The organism is Streptomyces sp. NPDC086554 (assembly GCF_040686095.1).
Classification (GTDB): Bacteria; Actinomycetota; Actinomycetes; order Streptomycetales; family Streptomycetaceae; genus Streptomyces.
Map to the genome: position 1 here is coordinate 229675 of NZ_JBFBJK010000003.1, position 14823 is coordinate 244497.

General features: G+C 71.2%; 13 protein-coding genes. 5 read left to right on the top strand and 8 right to left on the bottom strand.

Translation table 11 applies throughout. From position 1 onward, the window contains the following. Positions 1–28: 28 nt before the first annotated feature. From AB0O76_RS06075 to AB0O76_RS06085, 3 genes are all read right to left on the bottom strand, one after another. Positions 29–634 carry a hypothetical protein gene (locus tag AB0O76_RS06075; RefSeq protein ID WP_365485959.1) on the bottom strand — a complete coding sequence of 202 codons (606 nt, stop codon included), beginning with the start codon at positions 632–634 and terminating at the stop codon, positions 29–31. Between the two features lie 142 nt (positions 635–776). Next, on the bottom strand, positions 777–1601 hold the full coding sequence (locus AB0O76_RS06080) for an MOSC N-terminal beta barrel domain-containing protein (protein ID WP_365485961.1): 825 nt from the start codon (positions 1599–1601) through the stop codon (positions 777–779). 46 nt (positions 1602–1647) lie between these two features. Then, a complete protein-coding gene (locus tag AB0O76_RS06085; RefSeq protein WP_365485962.1) occupies positions 1648–2076 on the bottom strand; it encodes a DUF6643 family protein in 429 nt (142 codons plus the stop codon). Positions 2077–2367: 291 nt separating this feature from the next. Here AB0O76_RS06085 and AB0O76_RS06090 point away from each other — a divergent pair, with 291 nt between their 5' ends. Beyond that, positions 2368–3663, top strand: coding sequence for a TerD family protein (locus AB0O76_RS06090; protein WP_365485964.1), 1296 nt, complete (start codon positions 2368–2370; stop codon positions 3661–3663). 3 nt (positions 3664–3666) lie between these two features. On the opposite strand, the gene AB0O76_RS06095 is transcribed toward AB0O76_RS06090, so the two are convergent. Next, the gene (locus tag AB0O76_RS06095) at positions 3667–4866 is read right to left on the bottom strand and encodes a glycosyltransferase (RefSeq protein WP_365485966.1); all 1200 of its coding nucleotides are present in this window, start codon (positions 4864–4866) and stop codon (positions 3667–3669) included. A gap of 31 nt (positions 4867–4897) precedes the next feature. Here AB0O76_RS06095 and AB0O76_RS06100 point away from each other — a divergent pair, with 31 nt between their 5' ends. Then, positions 4898–5710, top strand: a complete 813-nt coding sequence (locus AB0O76_RS06100) for an aspartate/glutamate racemase family protein (RefSeq protein WP_365485968.1) — start codon at positions 4898–4900, stop codon at positions 5708–5710. A gap of 69 nt (positions 5711–5779) precedes the next feature. Next, positions 5780–6334, top strand: coding sequence for a hypothetical protein (locus AB0O76_RS06105; protein WP_365485970.1), 555 nt, complete (start codon positions 5780–5782; stop codon positions 6332–6334). Here the strand turns inward: AB0O76_RS06105 and AB0O76_RS06110 are convergent. Continuing rightward, a complete protein-coding gene (locus tag AB0O76_RS06110) occupies positions 6291–7358 on the bottom strand; it encodes an O-antigen ligase family protein (RefSeq protein ID WP_365485972.1) in 1068 nt (355 codons plus the stop codon). The genes AB0O76_RS06105 and AB0O76_RS06110 overlap by 44 nt on opposite strands. Positions 7359–7592: 234 nt before the next feature. Here AB0O76_RS06110 and lnt point away from each other — a divergent pair, with 234 nt between their 5' ends. Both lnt and AB0O76_RS06120 read left to right on the top strand, forming a co-directional pair. Then, entirely contained in the window at positions 7593–9200 is a 1608-nt protein-coding gene (gene lnt, locus AB0O76_RS06115) for an apolipoprotein N-acyltransferase (RefSeq protein WP_365485974.1), read from the top strand. A gap of 10 nt (positions 9201–9210) precedes the next feature. After that, entirely contained in the window at positions 9211–9684 is a 474-nt protein-coding gene (locus AB0O76_RS06120) for an NUDIX domain-containing protein (protein ID WP_266869501.1), read from the top strand. Between the two features lie 38 nt (positions 9685–9722). On the opposite strand, the gene AB0O76_RS06125 is transcribed toward AB0O76_RS06120, so the two are convergent. From AB0O76_RS06125 to AB0O76_RS06135, 3 genes are read right to left on the bottom strand one after another with little or no spacing between them, the layout of a single operon-like run. Then, a complete protein-coding gene (locus AB0O76_RS06125) occupies positions 9723–11285 on the bottom strand; it encodes a GMC family oxidoreductase N-terminal domain-containing protein (protein WP_365485977.1) in 1563 nt (520 codons plus the stop codon). Positions 11286–11307: 22 nt separating this feature from the next. Then, entirely contained in the window at positions 11308–12894 is a 1587-nt protein-coding gene (locus tag AB0O76_RS06130; RefSeq protein WP_365485979.1) for an amino acid permease, read from the bottom strand. Further along, positions 12891–14360: an aldehyde dehydrogenase family protein gene (locus AB0O76_RS06135; RefSeq protein ID WP_365485981.1), complete on the bottom strand. Its 1470-nt coding sequence runs from the start codon at positions 14358–14360 to the stop codon at positions 12891–12893. Before AB0O76_RS06135 ends, AB0O76_RS06130 begins: the two co-directional genes overlap by 4 nt. Positions 14361–14823 lie beyond the last annotated feature (463 nt).

The window sequence follows — 14823 nt, forward strand, 5'->3', positions numbered from 1 at the left end:
ACCTGGTCATCGCCGGTCTCTCACCGGCTCAGGAGCCGGTGCCGGTGCGTCCCCAGTCCGGGCCCGCCTTGTCCCAGGCCTGGTCCCAGCGGTCGTACCGCCGCCGCACCATCCGCCAGACGACCAGCCGCCGGGTGCCCTCGACGACGCCGACGACCGCCGCGGCGGCACCGAATCCGGCCAACGCGGCGTGCGTCGCCGCGGTCGCGCCGTCCAACGGCCGCCCGACCACCAGGCCGTGCTCGTCCGTCCAGATCCGGAACCGGTCGCCGGGGTCCGGTGATTCCAGGTCGGCGACCACGGTGCCGGAGCGCGGAGTGCCGTCGGGAGCCGTCCAGTCGGCGATCACGCGGCTGTGTCTGTCGCGGGCGGACGAAGTCTCGGGATCGGGGTCGACCGGGGGTCTCGAGACCTTCTCGACCACGGTGGCGGAGATCGCGTGCCGTGCCTCGCGCTGCTCCCGGACCGACTGGAGCAGGGCTTCGCGCGCGAGGCCGCCGACGACGGTGCCGGTCACCGGCGCGGCGACGGCGATGAGCAGGAGGGCGGCGAGGGCCACCCACGCCTCTACGAGGTCGGTCTTCCGGCGCAGCGGATTGTGCCGCCACCGCCAGAGTCCGACGAGCGCTCGCACAGTCCTGCACCCCCTTCCGCGTCCGTCTTAACCGCGAACGGCACGGCCCACGCGTCGGTGGGAAGAAGAGAGAGCGAAATCACCCTTCTCATCGACGCTCAACGTCCGCGCCTCGCCTCCGAGTTCCCCTCACCGGGGCCGTTCATTCGAGGACCGTGAAAGGGTCGCCGATCCGGACGGTGCCGGTGGACTCGGGCACCAGATTCTGTCCGAAGACCAGCTGGTCACCGAAGCGGCGGTGCTTGGCGAGGGTGCGCAGCGGCTCTTTGCCGCGCTCCGACGTCCGCTGGTCGGTGGTGGTCACGACGCAGCGCCCGCACTTCTTGGCGACCCGGAAGGTGACATCACCGATCGCGACGCGCGACCAGTCGTCCTCGGCCCACGGGGCCGTACCGTCCACGACCACATTCGGCCGGAAGCGGTTCATGGGAAGCGGCCCCTCGTCGGAGTGATCGCCCTGGGCGATCAGCGAGTTCAGGGCGTCGAGCGAGGAGAGCGTGGTCAGGAGCAGCGGATAGCCGTCGGCGAACGTGACGGTCTCGCCGTCCTTCGCGTACTCCGGATCGATGGGGCGCCGCGTCGCGGGGTCGTCGAGATGGACGAGCCGGACGTCCACGTCCAGATAGGCGCTGAACCAGGCGTGCGCCGCCGCGTCGGCCGGAACTCCCTCGACCTTGTCGCGCCAGATCTCCACCGGGACGGTCTCGCCGGCCGGCGGCACGGCGACCGTCAACGGCTCCTGGCCGGGCGCGGACATGCGTATGCCGCCGCCGGGCCGGAGCTCGGCGGCGGCCAACGCCAGGCGCGGATGCGGCCGTTGCGTGACGATCCGTCCTTCGCTGTCCACCAGGACCCACCGCCGGTCACCCGCGAGTCCCCAGGGCTCGACGACGGCCTCACGCGGAGCGTGTCCCCCGACCGCCTTGAGCGGGTAGAAGTGGATCGAGTGCAGCGCTGGATTCGGCATGCGGCCATCCTGCCAGCAGCCACTGACAGGGACGCATACGGGCGAATCAGTAGCCGCGGTAGGGGCGGTTGTACGGATCCTCGTACGTCGGCGCGGGGCGGGGCGCCGCCGGGCGCATCGCCTCGTAGCCGGTCCCGGCGGGGGGACGCTGCTGTTGCTGGGGTCCCGGGTAGCCGCGCGGCGCCGAAGGCTGCTGCGGGATGTACGGGGCGGGGGCCTGCTGCAGCGGGGCGGGCTGCGGGGCCGCCGCGTAGCCGTACGCGGGGTTGTGGTGGGAAGGGGCGGCCGGCAGCGCGGGCAGCGGGGCGGCCGGGAGCGCGGGCAGGTGACTGCCCGTGTCGTACGCAGGGGAAACCCGGATCGGGGCGATCTGCGGAGTGCCCCGCTCGGCGACAAGCGAGTCGTAGATCGGAGTGTCCGGGAAGGACGGCGCGGAGTAGTAACCGCCGCCATAGGTGGAGCGGGGGGAGGTCATGAGACATAAGTTAAGCCCTTGATGTGCTGGTTGGGGAGACCGATAAGAGGGTTGTTTTACGTGTCGGTAGTGACTGGGCTTCCCCAATGTGAGCGAACTTAGGAAAAATCGGTCGCGCGGCGGCGTAGGGATCGTGTAAAAGCCAAGCTCCGTACGGGTTACCGGCGGTTGACGCAAGGTTGACGGGAGGGTCGCGGGAAGGGGCATCCGCGGCGGACATGGGCCTCTTCGGGGTCCGGGTAATAGGTTGGTCAACAACGAATCGGCGGCCCGGCCGGATGGCGACTTGCGATGGGGGCGGACATGACAATGCCTAAAGGATCGAATGTTCCGGTGCCTGCACCGGCCGTGCGGGTCGAATTGGGGTGGTCCTCGGGGCCGGGGGTACCGGACGCCGACGCGTCGGCGCTGCTCCTTGCCGCTTCGGGAAAGGTCCGCTCGGACGACGACTTCATCTTTTACAACCAGGCGGTCCACTCCTCCGGGGCGGTGCGCCACGAGGGCAAGAAGACCGAGGGCGGCCGGGTGACCGACGCGCTGGTCGTCGACCTCGCGCGCGTGGAGCCCGCGATCGAGACCGTGGTGCTCGCCGCTTCGACGGACGGCGGAACGTTCGGGCAGGTGCCCGGCCTCTTCATCCGCGTCGTCGACGCGGCGAACGGCGCCGAGATCGCGCGCTACGACAGCGAGGACGCGAGCGTCGAGACGGCGTTCGTCCTCGGTGAGCTCTACCGCCGCCAGGGCGCGTGGAAGTTCCGTGCCGTCGGGCAGGGTTACGGCAGCGGCCTCGAGGGTCTGGCCACGGACTACGGCATCTCGGTGGACGAGCCCCAGCAGGCGGCCCCGCCCGTCGCCGCCCCGGCCCCGGTGCAGCCTCCGGCTCCCGCCGCCCCGGTCCAGGCCCCACCGCCGCCCGCCCAGGCGCCCGCCGCGCCCGCTTCCCAGCCCGTACGCCTGACGAAGGTCACGCTCACCAAGGAGGCGCCGTCCGTCTCGCTGAAAAAGCAGGGCGGCACATCCGGCGCGATGCGCGTGAACCTCAACTGGGAGGTGCGCAAGCAGTTCAAGGGCTGGGGCGCCAAGCTCGGCCGGGCCGTGGCGATGCACGCCGACCTCGACCTGGACCTCTGTGCCCTGTACGAACTGGCCGACGGCCGCAAGGGAGTCGTCCAGGCCCTTGGCAATGCCTTCGGGGCGTTGGACCAGCCCCCGTACCTGCTGCTCGACGGCGACGACCGCACCGGAGCGGTCGCCACCGGTGAGAACCTCACCGTCAACCTCGACCACATCAACGACTTCAAGCGCATCGTCATCTTCGTGACGATCTACGAAGGCGCGCGCAGTTTCGCCGACCTGAACGCCACCGTGACCCTGCAGCCGCAGCACGGCGCCTCCATCGACTTCTCGCTCGACGAGTGCACGGTGCCCTCCACGGTGTGCGCGCTCGCGCTCATCACGAACAACAACGGCGACCTCTTCGTCCAGCGCGAGGCCCGCTACCTGGTCCCCGAGCGCGGCGTGAGCCCCCAGCGCACCATCGACTACGCCTACGGCTGGGGCATGAACTGGACGCCCGGCAGGAAGTGACCCTCAGCGCTGTTCCGGAGTGGGATCGGGGCGGGCGTACGTCCGCCCCTTCCACGCCGCACCGCGCCCCCGGTAGTGCTGCACCGCGGAATCCACCGTCATCAGGAGGTAGAGGAAGGCGGTGAACGGCAGCAGGGGAGCGAGCCACGGCGGCTGCCGGTAGTAGCGCAGCATCGGGAGGTACGTGGCCGTCATCAGGAGCCATGCGAGCCCGCCGAGCACGGCCGTCGCCGTGTTCCCGGCCGCCAGGCCGGCCAACAGCGCGACGGGCGGCACCAGATAGACCAGGGCGAGCCCCAGGACCGTGCCGAGCAGCACCAGCGGGTTGTGCCGCAGCTGGGCGTAGGCGCTGCGCGAGACCATCCGCCACAGGTCCCCGAGCCGGGGATAGGGCCGCACGCTGTCGACGCGCTCCGCGAGGCCCAGCCAGATGTGGCCGCCCGTGCGCTTCACCGCCCGCGCCAGCGACACGTCGTCGATCACCGCGTGCCGGATGGAGTCGGGAATCCCCGCGCGTTCGGCGGCCGCCGAACTCAGCAGGACGCACCCGCCCGCCGCTGCGGCCGTGCGCGAGCCCTTCCGCGCGATCCAGCGGAACGGATACAGCTGCGCGAAGAAGTACACGAAGGCCGGGACGACAAGCCGCTCCCACACGCTCACGACCCGCAGCCGCGCCATCTGCGAGACGAGGTCGAAGCCGCCCGTCTCCGCCGCGGCCACCAACTGCCGCAGGCTGTCCGGCTCATGGGCGATGTCCGCGTCGGTGAGCAGCAGATAGCGGGGTGCACGCGTGCGTGCCAGGGCGATTCCATGACGTACGGCCCAGAGCTTGCCCGTCCAGCCGGGCGGCGGCTCACCGGGCGAGCCGACGGTCAGCGGCAGGCCGCCGTGCCGGTCGGCCAGCGTGCGGGCGAGCTCGCCGGTGCCGTCCGAACTCCCGTCGTCGACAAGGAAGACCTCGGCCCGCCCCGGATAGTCCTGGGCGAGGAGTGAGGGGAGGCTGTCGGGCAGCACCTCGGCCTCGTCGCGTGCGGGGACGACGACGCAGACCGAGGGCCAGGCGTCCGGGTCACGTTGTGGCGGCGCATCCGGGTCGTGACGTGGCGGCAGACGAAGGTCCGTACGCCAGAAGAAGCCCTGCCCCAACAGCAGCCACAGCCAAGCGGCAAGCGATCCGGCGGCGGTCCACACAACGGCGCTCATCCGCCGCAGTCTGCCCCACGGCACCGGGCCGATGAGGCCGATCGACTATGGTGACCGGGTGAAGATCGCGCTTATGGACTCCGGTATCGGACTGCTCGCCGCGGCGGCCGCGGTACGTCGCCTGCGGCCGGACGCCGATCTCGTCCTCTCATCGGACCCCGACGGACTGCCGTGGGGGCCGCGCTCCACCGAGGACATCGTCCAGCGCTCGCTCGCGGTCGCCGAGGCTGCCGCCGAGCACCACCCGGACGCGTTGATCGTGGCGTGCAACACCTCCACCGTGAACGCCCTGCCCGCCCTGCGGGCCCGGTTCGAACCCGGCCTGCCCGTCATCGGGACCGTGCCGGCGATCAAGCCCGCGACGGCGAGCGGTGGTTCCGTCGCCATCTGGGCCACGCCCGCCACCACGGGAAGCCCCTACCAGCGTGGCCTCATCGAGGAGTTCGCGGGCGGCGCCCGCGTCACCGAGGTCCCCTGCCCCGGCCTCGCTGACGCCGTGCAGTACGCGGATGAGGCGGCCATCGACCGGGCGATCGCTGCCGCGGCAGCACTCACTCCGCGTGATGTAAGCACCGTCGTCCTGGGCTGCACCCATTACGAGCTGGTTGCGGAGCGTATCCGTGCGGCCGTGCAGCAGCCGCAGCTGCCGCCCCTGGTCCTGCACGGCTCCGCCGGTGCGGTCGCCGGCCAGGCGCTGCGCAGGATCGGAGTGCTCCCCGGCCCGGGCACCGGTACGGACGGTGGTCTGACGGTGATCCTGAGCGGCCGTGTCTCCGAGCTGCCCGCCGCCGCCCGAACCTATGCGGAAGGCCGGCTGCTCGCGGCGGTCAGCCAGGCGCGCTGAGGCCCGCCCGGAGCAGTCACGCTCCGCGACGCGGTGCCTTCGGGCCGGAACCTGAGTAGTCTCATTCGCATGAGGGACCACACCCACGGCGAGTCGGACGGCGCGGCCGGCGCCACGCCGGAAGTCTGGACCGGCAGCGCGACCAATCGTTTCCAGTGGCTGCTGGCGCTGGCAGGTGCCGCCTGCATCGCGCTCGGCATCGAGCTGGCCGTCGACAGCATGTGGACGTCCGGGGTCGCCGCTCTGGTGATGTCGGTCGTGGGGTGCATCGCGGCCGGGCTCCTGATTCTGTTCGGCACCCTCGCCTTCGTCCATGTCGCCGTGAAGGTCGACAAGGAGTGCCTCGAAGTGCGCTGCGGCCACATCGGCCTGCCGCGCCGCCGTATCCCCCTCTCCCACGTGGTGGGCGCCGACTTCGCGCAGGCCGTCAGCCCCCGGCAGTGGGGCGGCTGGGGCTACCGCTCGCGGCCCGACGTCGGTACCGCGGTCGTGGTCCGGCGCGGCGAGGGCCTGGTGCTCAAGCTGGGGGACGGCCGTACGTTCACGGTCACCGTCGACAACGCCGAAGCCGCCGTCCGGATCATCCGGGACCGGCTGCCCATGGCGGGGAGCCCGGCGGCCTGACCTGCGACGGTTCGTCGCTCAGCGGTCGCGCGGTCGCGATGCCCGCCAGATAGCCGGCGCCCGTGGTCACCGCCGTGACGCTCAGCGCGTTGCCGACCGATGCCACGGCGGCGAGCGCCGTCAGGGCGGCCCCCGCTGACAGGACGACCTGGGTCGAACGCGGCGAGCGGTACAGCGCGTACAGAAGCCAGCAGAACACCGCCGCCAGCAGGGCCACGCCCGTGAAGCCCTGCTCGGCTGCCTGCTGCAGCGGTGCCGAGTGGGGCTTGCCGTCCGTGAGGAGATTCTCGGCCACGGTCGGGCTGACGTCCGTGAACCGTCCGGGGCCCACGCCGAGCGCCGGCTCCCGGCCCGCCAGGTCGAGTGCGTCCTGCCAGAGCTGTACCCGGTGCCCGTCGAGCTGGCCTTCCAAGGAGGCGGAGAGCCCGTCGGGGAGTACGTCGTCCGCGATCGCCCAGGTCAGGCCGGTGACCACCACGGTGGCCAGGGCGAGGCCGAGCAGACCGAGGGCCCGGCGCCGCATCAGGGCGGCCGCCAGCGAGCAGAGCAGGATCCCGGTGCACGCGGCGACCCCGGCCATCGAGTCGAGCGCCGCGGCGGCCACCACCGTGCCCGCGGCCAGCAGCCGCAGCACAAGGCGCAGCGCCGGTTTCCGGGCCGCCCACGCCGCACAGCAGGCCGCGCCCGCGGCCAGGATCAGGAGTGCGGCGGTGGCGCCGGTGTGGCCCAGGGGCGCCGTGCTCACGGGCCCCGGCGAGAGTCGCGGCGCGGCCGCCGCGAGGCCGATTCCGGCCAGCGCCCCGGCGCAGGGCGCGGCGACCGGCAGCAGCGTCCCGCAGATCCGGCCGCCCGCGTATCCCGCCGCCACGGCGAGGACCGCGAGCAGGACGCCCTCCGGCTGCCCGCCGTGCACCCCCGCGGTGATCAAGGTCCAGGCGGCGCAGACACCGAGCAGGGCGACGCCCGTCGCGTCGGACGCGCTGCGTCGCTCGTAAGCCCCTGGTGGACCGGCCGTCGCGGCCATCCCCGTTCTTGCCCCCACCCCGTCGCCCCCCGTTGCGTGACGGGCCCCGATCGCGGTGGCTGGATCTGGCCGCACGTCGGGGACTCGGCCACACGGTAGTCGCTGCGGCCCCGCATTGGGGCGTCTTGCGCAGGAACGATCCGGCTGACGGGCGCCGAGGCTGCCTCCGCCGCCGTCCGCCGCCGATCATGACCATGCTGTCCGTCCCCAGGTGACGCGCCGTACACTCCCCGAGTGACCGCCACCACCACCCCCGTAGACGAGTCGGAGCAGCTCGGACCGCAGCCCGCGCCCGCCTCGCGCAAGGCCCGCGTCCTGCGCGCGCTCGTCCCGGCCGCCGCGGCCGCACTCTCCGGAGTGCTGCTGTACGTCAGCTTTCCGCCCCGCACCCTGTGGTGGCTGGCCCTGCCGGCCTTCGCGGTGTTCGCCTGGTGCCTGCACGGCCGGACCTGGAAGGCGGGCCTCGGGCTCGGCTACCTCTTCGGGCTCGGTTTCCTGCTGCCGCTCCTGGTGTGGACCGGGGTGGAGGTCGGCCCGGGACCCTGGCTGGCGCTCGCCGCCATCGAGGCGATGTTCGTGGCCCTGGTGGGAGCGGGCATCACCGTCGTCTCACGGCTGCCCGGCTACCCGCTGTGGGCAGCGGCCCTCTGGACCGCCGGTGAGGCGGCACGCGCGCGCGTGCCGTTCAGCGGATTCCCCTGGGGAAAGATCGCCTTCGGGCAGGCGGACGGCGTCTTCCTGCCGCTGGCCGCACTCGGCGGGACGCCGGTCCTCGGGTTCGCCGTCGTCCTGTGCGGCTTCGGCCTGTACGAGATCGTCCGCCAGGTGCGCGACGCACACGGCACGCGCGGCCTGCGCCGTGGTGCCGCCGCCGTGGCCGTCCTGAGCGTGCTCGTCCCTGTCGTCGGCGCCTTCGCCGCGAAGCCCCTGGTCAGCGACGACGCCGAGGACGGCACCGCGACCGTCGCGGCCATCCAGGGCAACGTCCCGCAGGCCGGGCTCGACTTCAACGCCCAGCGCCGTGCCGTACTCGACCACCACGTACGCGAGACGGAACGGCTCGCCGACCGGGTCGAGGCGGGCAAGGCGAAGCAGCCGGACTTCGTCCTGTGGCCGGAGAACTCCTCCGACATCGACCCGTTCACCAACCCCGACGCGCGCGAGGCGATCGAGCGCGCGGTCAAGGCGATCGGCGCCCCCATCTCCGTGGGCGGCGTCGTCGAGACCAAGGACGGCAAGCTCTTCAACGAGCAGATCCTGTGGGACCCGAAGAAGGGACCCACGGACACCTACGACAAGCGGCAGATCCAGCCGTTCGGCGAGTACATCCCGCTGCGCTCCGTCGTCGGCTTCTTCAGCAGCGACGTAGGCATGGTGCGCCAGGACTTCAGCCGCGGCACCGAGCCCGGCGTCTTCACCATGGCGGGCACCAAGGTCGGCCTCGCCACCTGCTACGAAGCCGCCTTCGACTGGGCCGTGCGGGACACCGTCACGCACGGTGCCCAGCTGATCTCGGTGCCCAGCAACAACGCGACCTTCGACCGCAGCGAGATGACCTACCAGCAGCTCGCCATGTCGCGGATCCGCGCCGTCGAGCACAGCCGCACCGTCACCGTCCCGGTCACCAGCGGCGTCAGCGCGATCATCCTGCCGGACGGCGAGGTCTCCCAGAAGACCACGTGGTTCACCGCCGACTCGCTCGTCCAGGAGGTGCCGCTGCGCTCCTCGCAGACCCCGGCCACCCGGTACGGCGTCCTGCCCGAAGGCATCCTGGTGCTGATCGCGGCGGGCGGCATCGGCTGGGCCGTCACGGCGGCCGTACGGGCCAAGCGCGCCCGTTAGGGTCGACGGCATGGCTACTCCTGACTTCATCCGTACGATCCGGGCCGACGCCGGTCAGCAGCTGCTGTGGCTTCCCGGGGTCACCGCCATCGTCTTCGACGACGAGGGCAGAGTGCTCCTCGGGCGGCGCTCCGACAACGGCAAGTGGTCGGTCATCGGTGGGATCCCGGACCCGGGGGAGCAGCCCGCCGAGTGCGCCGTGCGCGAGGTGTTCGAGGAGACGGCGGTGCACTGCGTGGCCGAGCGGGTGGTGCTTGTCGAGGCCCTGGAGCCGGTGACGTACCCGAACGGCGACACCTGCCAGTTCATGGACATCACGCTGCGCTGCCGGGCCGTCGGCGGCGAGGCACGGGTCAATGACGACGAGTCCCTCGAAGTGGGCTGGTTCGCCACGGACGCGCTGCCCGACCTGCACGAGTTCGGGGTCTTCCGCATCAAGCAGGCGATGGCGGAGGAACAGCCCACCTGGTTCGACCGCTCCTGAGAGCACCGCAACAGGGGATGCCGGTCAGTTCCCCTTGATCATGTCCCCTTGATCATGTCCGCGCACTTCTCGCCGATCATCATCGTGGTGATGCACGGGTTGACCGCGGGCAGGAACGGCATGACCGAAGCGTCGGCCACCCGGAGGCCGGTGACGCCCTTGACGCGCAGCTCGGGGTCGAGCGGCGAGTCCGCGTCGTCCGGCGCGCCCATCCGCACCGTGCCCGCCGGGTGGTAGACGGTGTTGTGGGTTTCGCGGATGTACGCGAACAGATCGTCGTCGGTGGTGACTTCGGGGCCCGGCGCGAGTTCGGCGCCCGTCCAGTCCGCCATCGCGGGCTGCGCGGCGATGTCCCGGGCGAGCCGGATGCCGTACGTCATCACGCGGATGTCGTGCTCGTCGGTGAAGTAGCGCGGGTCGACCTTCGGCTTGTCCCGGAAGTCGCGGGTGCGCAGCCGCACCGTGCCCATGGAGCGGGCCCGCGTGACGTTCGGGGTGAGACAGAAGGCGTTGTCGGTGGTCGGGTAGCCGCGCCGGTAGGTGTTCATGTCGAAGGGCACCGAGCCGTAGTGGAACATCAGGTCGGGGCGGTCGAGGCCCGGTTCGGTGTCCGCGAAGATGCCGATCTCCCACCACTGGGTGGAGGACGTCACCATGGGCTGCTTCGCCTCCCACATGATCACGCCCTCGGGGTGGTCCTGGAGGTGGGAGCCGACCCCGGGGGAGTCCACCTGGACCTCCACGCCGACCTCCCGCAGGTCCGCGGCGGGGCCGATCCCCGAGAGCATCAGGAGCTTCGGCGAGTCGATGGCCCCGCAGGAGACGATGACCTCGCGGCGCGCGTGGACCGTACCGGTGTGGATGGTGTCGGGCTCCAGGTACTCGACGCCCGTGCAGCGCCGGCTCTCGTCGAACAGGAGCCGCTTGGCCTGCAGTCCCGTACGCACTTCGAGGTTCGCCCGCTTGCCGAGGATCGGGTGCAGATACGAGACCGAAGCGGAGGAACGGGTGCCGTCAGGACGGGAGTTGATCTGGAACCAGTGGGCGCCGCGCACCACCGTCCTGCCGGTGTTGAACGGTGTGGTGGGGATGCCCGCCTCCGCGCAGGCGGACAGCAGGGCCGAGCCGCAGGGGTCCTTGGGCGGGACGGAGAGGATGTTCACCGGGCCCGAGCGGCCGTGGTGCTCGCCCGGTGCGTCGTTCGTCTCCAGGCGCCGGTAGAGCGGGAAGCAGTCCGCGGAGCTCCAGCCGGTGCAGCCGAGTGCGCCCCATTCGTCGAGGTCCTCGGCGGGTGCCCAGAAGGCGATGCAGGAGTTGTGCGACGAGCACCCGCCGAGCACCTTGGCGCGCGCGTGCCGCATGAAGCTGTTGCCGTTCTCCTGCGGCTCGACCGGGTAGTCCCAGTCGTAGCCGGACTCCAACAGGGCCATCCACTTGTCCAGTTGGAGGATGTTGTCGTCGCCGACGTCGGAGGGTCCTGCCTCAAGCACACAGACGCGGACGTCCGGGTCCTCGGTCAGCCGAGCGGCGACGACGGCGCCTGCCGTACCGCCGCCGACCACCACGTAGTCGAACTCGGACAAGGGGCTCTCTGCGGGCATCACGTCTCCAGGATCTGCGGATTCAGGGGGCGGCGGCCGGGGGCGGCGGTGTGGGGGTCGCGGCCTGGACGCGGTGCTCCTCGAGCACGCCGGTCTTGTGCCGCTGTACGAACCAGTAGTAGGCGAAGCCGCCGAGCGCGACGATGCCGATGAAGAGGAAGGCACCCCAGCGCAGATACCAGTGCTGCGGGCCCGTCGCGTTGTACACCTCGGCGCGCGGCCAGGCGAGGTTGATCGACATGGCGGCGCCCCAGAGCACCGCGACGATGTTGATCGGAAGACCCCACCGGCCGAGCGAGAAATTCCCCTCGGCGGGCGTCCATTGACCGCGCAGCCGCTTGAGCAGCAGCGGTACGGTGACCAGCAGATAGGCCACGTAGATCATGATGATCGCGATGCTCGTGATCACCGAGAAGATCTGCGGCTGGTTGATGTTGATCACCAGGATGACGACACCCACCACACCGATCAGGACGGCGGGCACCACGGGGGTCTGGAAGCGCGGGCTGACCCGGGCGAGCATCGAACCCGCCGGCAGGTTGTTGTCCCGCGCCATGGCGAACATGAGCCGGATGCCGGCGGCCTGCACGGCCAGTACGCAGACGGTGATGGCGACGACCACGCACCACAGGAAGATCTCGCCGATGGTCGAGCCGAGCGTCTTGAGGACCACATACTGCAGTCCGCCCGTCGACAGTTCCTCGGCGTTCAGGTCCGGCACCGCCATCAGGGCGAAGAGCAGGATGAATCCGCCGATGAGGAAGGACGCGATGAGCGCCCGCAGGATGGCACGGGGCGCGTTCTGGCCGGGATTGTGCGACTCCTCGCCGAGCGACGAGGCCGTGTCGAAGCCGTACATCACATACGCCGACGCCAGGGACGCGGTCAGGAACGCGCCGAAGTACCCGAGGTTCTGGCCGCTGCCGAGTCCGTACGTCTCGGTCAGGACGCTGCTGGGGCCGCGGGTGATGTGCGCCGCCAGGAAGACGATCAGGGCGACGGCGGCGATCAGCTCGATGAAGACGCCGGCGGAGTTGATCCGGGCCATGAGCTGGACGCCGAAGGCGTTGACCACGGTGGAGAAGAGGATGAGTACGGTGCCCAGGAGTACGGCGTTGGCGGCCGCGTCGTTCTCGCCGGTGCCGTCACCGACGAACTGGAACCAGTCGTCGATCTGCGGCAGCGTGATCTGGTAGGCGAGCGCCACGGCCGAGAGCGTCACCATCGTGGCCGTCATCATCATCCAGCCGCCGAGCCAGCCCACGTGCGGGCCGCCCATCGTCTTGGCCCAGTTGTAGACCGAACCGGCGACCGGATAGCGGGCGGCGAGCTCGCAGAAGCACAGCGCCACCATCAGCTGTCCGACGAAGACCATCGGCCACGACCACCAGTAGGCGGGGCCGCCGAAGGTGACGCCGAAGTAGAAGAGCTGGAAGGTGCCGGTGAGGATCGAGATGTAGCTGATGCCCGCCGCGAAGGTGTGGAAGTTGCCCAGGGTCCGCTTGAGTTCCGGCTTGTAGCCGAGCTCGCCGAGCGCGTCGTCGTCGTGCTCGCCCTGGGTCTTCTCCGGGACGGCGGGACCGGGGCCCGCTCCGGGTTCCGTACTCATTCGAACCACCTCTGCGGCGTCGCTGCGAGATTGCGCCAGATGTGCTTGGCCTCCTGGTACTCGGCGAGTCCCGCCGGTCCCAGTTCGCGGCCGAAGCCGGACTGCTTCATGCCGCCCCACTCCGCCTGCGGCACATACGGATGGAAGTCGTTGATCCATACGGTTCCGGCGCGCAGCCGCGACGCCACGCGCTGGGCCTTTCCGGTGTCCTGCGACCAGACGGCCCCCGCCAGGCCGTAGACCGTGTCGTTGGCCAGCGCGAGCGCCTCCTCCTCGTCCCGGAACCGCTCGACGGTGAGCACAGGACCGAAGGACTCGTCGGCGACCACGGACATGCCGGGCGTGCACTCGTCAAGGACGGTCGGCAGGTAGTAGTAGCCGTCCCTCAGCGCCGGGTCGTCCGGGCGGGCGCCGCCGCAGCGCAGCACCGCACCCTCGGCGATGCCGGCCGCCACGTACGCCTCGACCTTGTCGCGGTGCGCGGCGGAGATCAGCGGGCCCGTGCGGGCGTTGTCGTCGAAGGGGCCGCCGAGCGGGATCCGCCGGGCGCGCGCGACCACCTCGTCGACGAACGCGTCGTGCAGTTCGTCCTGGACGAGGAGCCGCGCCCCGGCCGAGCAGACCTGCCCCGAGTGCAGGAAGATCGCCATCAGGGCGTAGTCGACCGCCGCCTCGAAGTCGGCGTCTGCGAAGACGATGTTGGGGTTCTTGCCGCCGAGTTCCAGGGCGACCTTCTTCACCGTGGGCGCCGCGGCGGCCATGATCCGGCGCCCGGTCACGAGCCCGCCGGTGAACGACACCAGGTCGACTCGCGGGTCCTCGCTGAGCGGTGCGCCCGCGGTGGGGCCCGCGCCGAGGATCAGATTGGCGGCCCCGTCCGGAAGCCCGGCCTCGGTGAGCAGCCGCATCAGGATGATGGCGGTGTGCGGGGTCAGCTCGCTGGGCTTGAGGACGAAGGTGTTGCCGGCGCCTATGGCCGGGGCGACCTTCCAGGCCGTCTGCAGCAGCGGGTAATTCCACGGGGTGATCAGGGCGCACACCCCGACCGGCTCGTGCACCACCCGGCTGTCCACCTCCGGATTCCCGGCGTCGACGATCCGGTCGGTGCCGCCCGCCGCCGTCAGGTTGCCGAAGTAGCGGAAGCAGTTGGCGATGTCGTCCATGTCGTACTCGCTCTCCACGAGCCGTTTCCCGGTGTCCAGGGATTCGGCGCGGGCGAGCGCGTCCTTGTCGCGTTCCAGCAGGTCGGCGACGCGCAGCAGCAGCCGGCCGCGTTCGGCGGCCGGGGTATGGGGCCACGGGCCTGAGTCGAAGGCCTCGCGTGCCGCGGCGATCGCCGCGGCGGCGTCCTTCGGCCCGGCCTCGTCGACGGCCGCGATATGGGTGTTGTCGGCGGGGCAGCGGATCTCCCGAACCTGCCCGTCCACGGCGGCGGTCCACTTACCGCCGATGAACAGCTCCGGCATGACGGCTCCTCCGGTCGGATACGCGGAGACGACCCGACCGAGGCCCGGCCGGTCACGCTCCGTGATGCTCGATCGGCGGAACGTGCTCCACCCCTAGACGGTAAGGAGGTCACGCCGTGCGCGCACTATGGGCGCCGCTGACCGGCGGGCGTCCCCGTCCGGCCCGGCCGGCTCAGCCGTCTCGCGCGGGTGGGTCTCCAGGGCCTTTCCGTGCACACATCGGCCGTCAGACAGGCGTCGCCGTACGCGTCGGAAACACTGACGTTCAGGACGGGCGGGCGGTCGCCGGCGGTCGGGGCCGACAGCAGGGTCGCGTGACGCCGCGGGGACGGCCGACCCGGCCCATGCCCCCGCCGCCGAGGCGCTCCGCCGGCTCGAAGCGGGCGTTGATCACCCGTCGAGCGGGACCCCGGCGGTCCTGCCGAAGATCGTACGCTCGCCACTCCGTTAGCCTGAAGGCACG

Excerpts from the sequence above, each read along its gene's own strand:
- AB0O76_RS06080 (WP_365485961.1), bottom strand. The coding sequence starts at position 1,601 with ATGCCGAATCCAGCGCTGCACTCGATCCACTTCTACCCGCTCAAGGCG.
- AB0O76_RS06085 (WP_365485962.1), bottom strand. The coding sequence starts at position 2,076 with ATGACCTCCCCCCGCTCCACCTATGGCGGCGGTTACTACTCCGCGCCG.
- AB0O76_RS06090 (WP_365485964.1), top strand. The coding sequence starts at position 2,368 with ATGGGGGCGGACATGACAATGCCTAAAGGATCGAATGTTCCGGTGCCT.
- AB0O76_RS06095 (WP_365485966.1), bottom strand. The coding sequence starts at position 4,866 with ATGAGCGCCGTTGTGTGGACCGCCGCCGGATCGCTTGCCGCTTGGCTG.
- AB0O76_RS06100 (WP_365485968.1), top strand. The coding sequence starts at position 4,898 with ATGAGGCCGATCGACTATGGTGACCGGGTGAAGATCGCGCTTATGGAC.
- AB0O76_RS06105 (WP_365485970.1), top strand. The coding sequence starts at position 5,780 with ATGAGGGACCACACCCACGGCGAGTCGGACGGCGCGGCCGGCGCCACG.
- AB0O76_RS06110 (WP_365485972.1), bottom strand. The coding sequence starts at position 7,358 with ATGGCCGCGACGGCCGGTCCACCAGGGGCTTACGAGCGACGCAGCGCG.
- AB0O76_RS06120 (WP_266869501.1), top strand. The coding sequence starts at position 9,211 with ATGGCTACTCCTGACTTCATCCGTACGATCCGGGCCGACGCCGGTCAG.
- AB0O76_RS06125 (WP_365485977.1), bottom strand. The coding sequence starts at position 11,285 with ATGCCCGCAGAGAGCCCCTTGTCCGAGTTCGACTACGTGGTGGTCGGC.
- AB0O76_RS06130 (WP_365485979.1), bottom strand. The coding sequence starts at position 12,894 with ATGAGTACGGAACCCGGAGCGGGCCCCGGTCCCGCCGTCCCGGAGAAG.
- AB0O76_RS06135 (WP_365485981.1), bottom strand. The coding sequence starts at position 14,360 with ATGCCGGAGCTGTTCATCGGCGGTAAGTGGACCGCCGCCGTGGACGGG.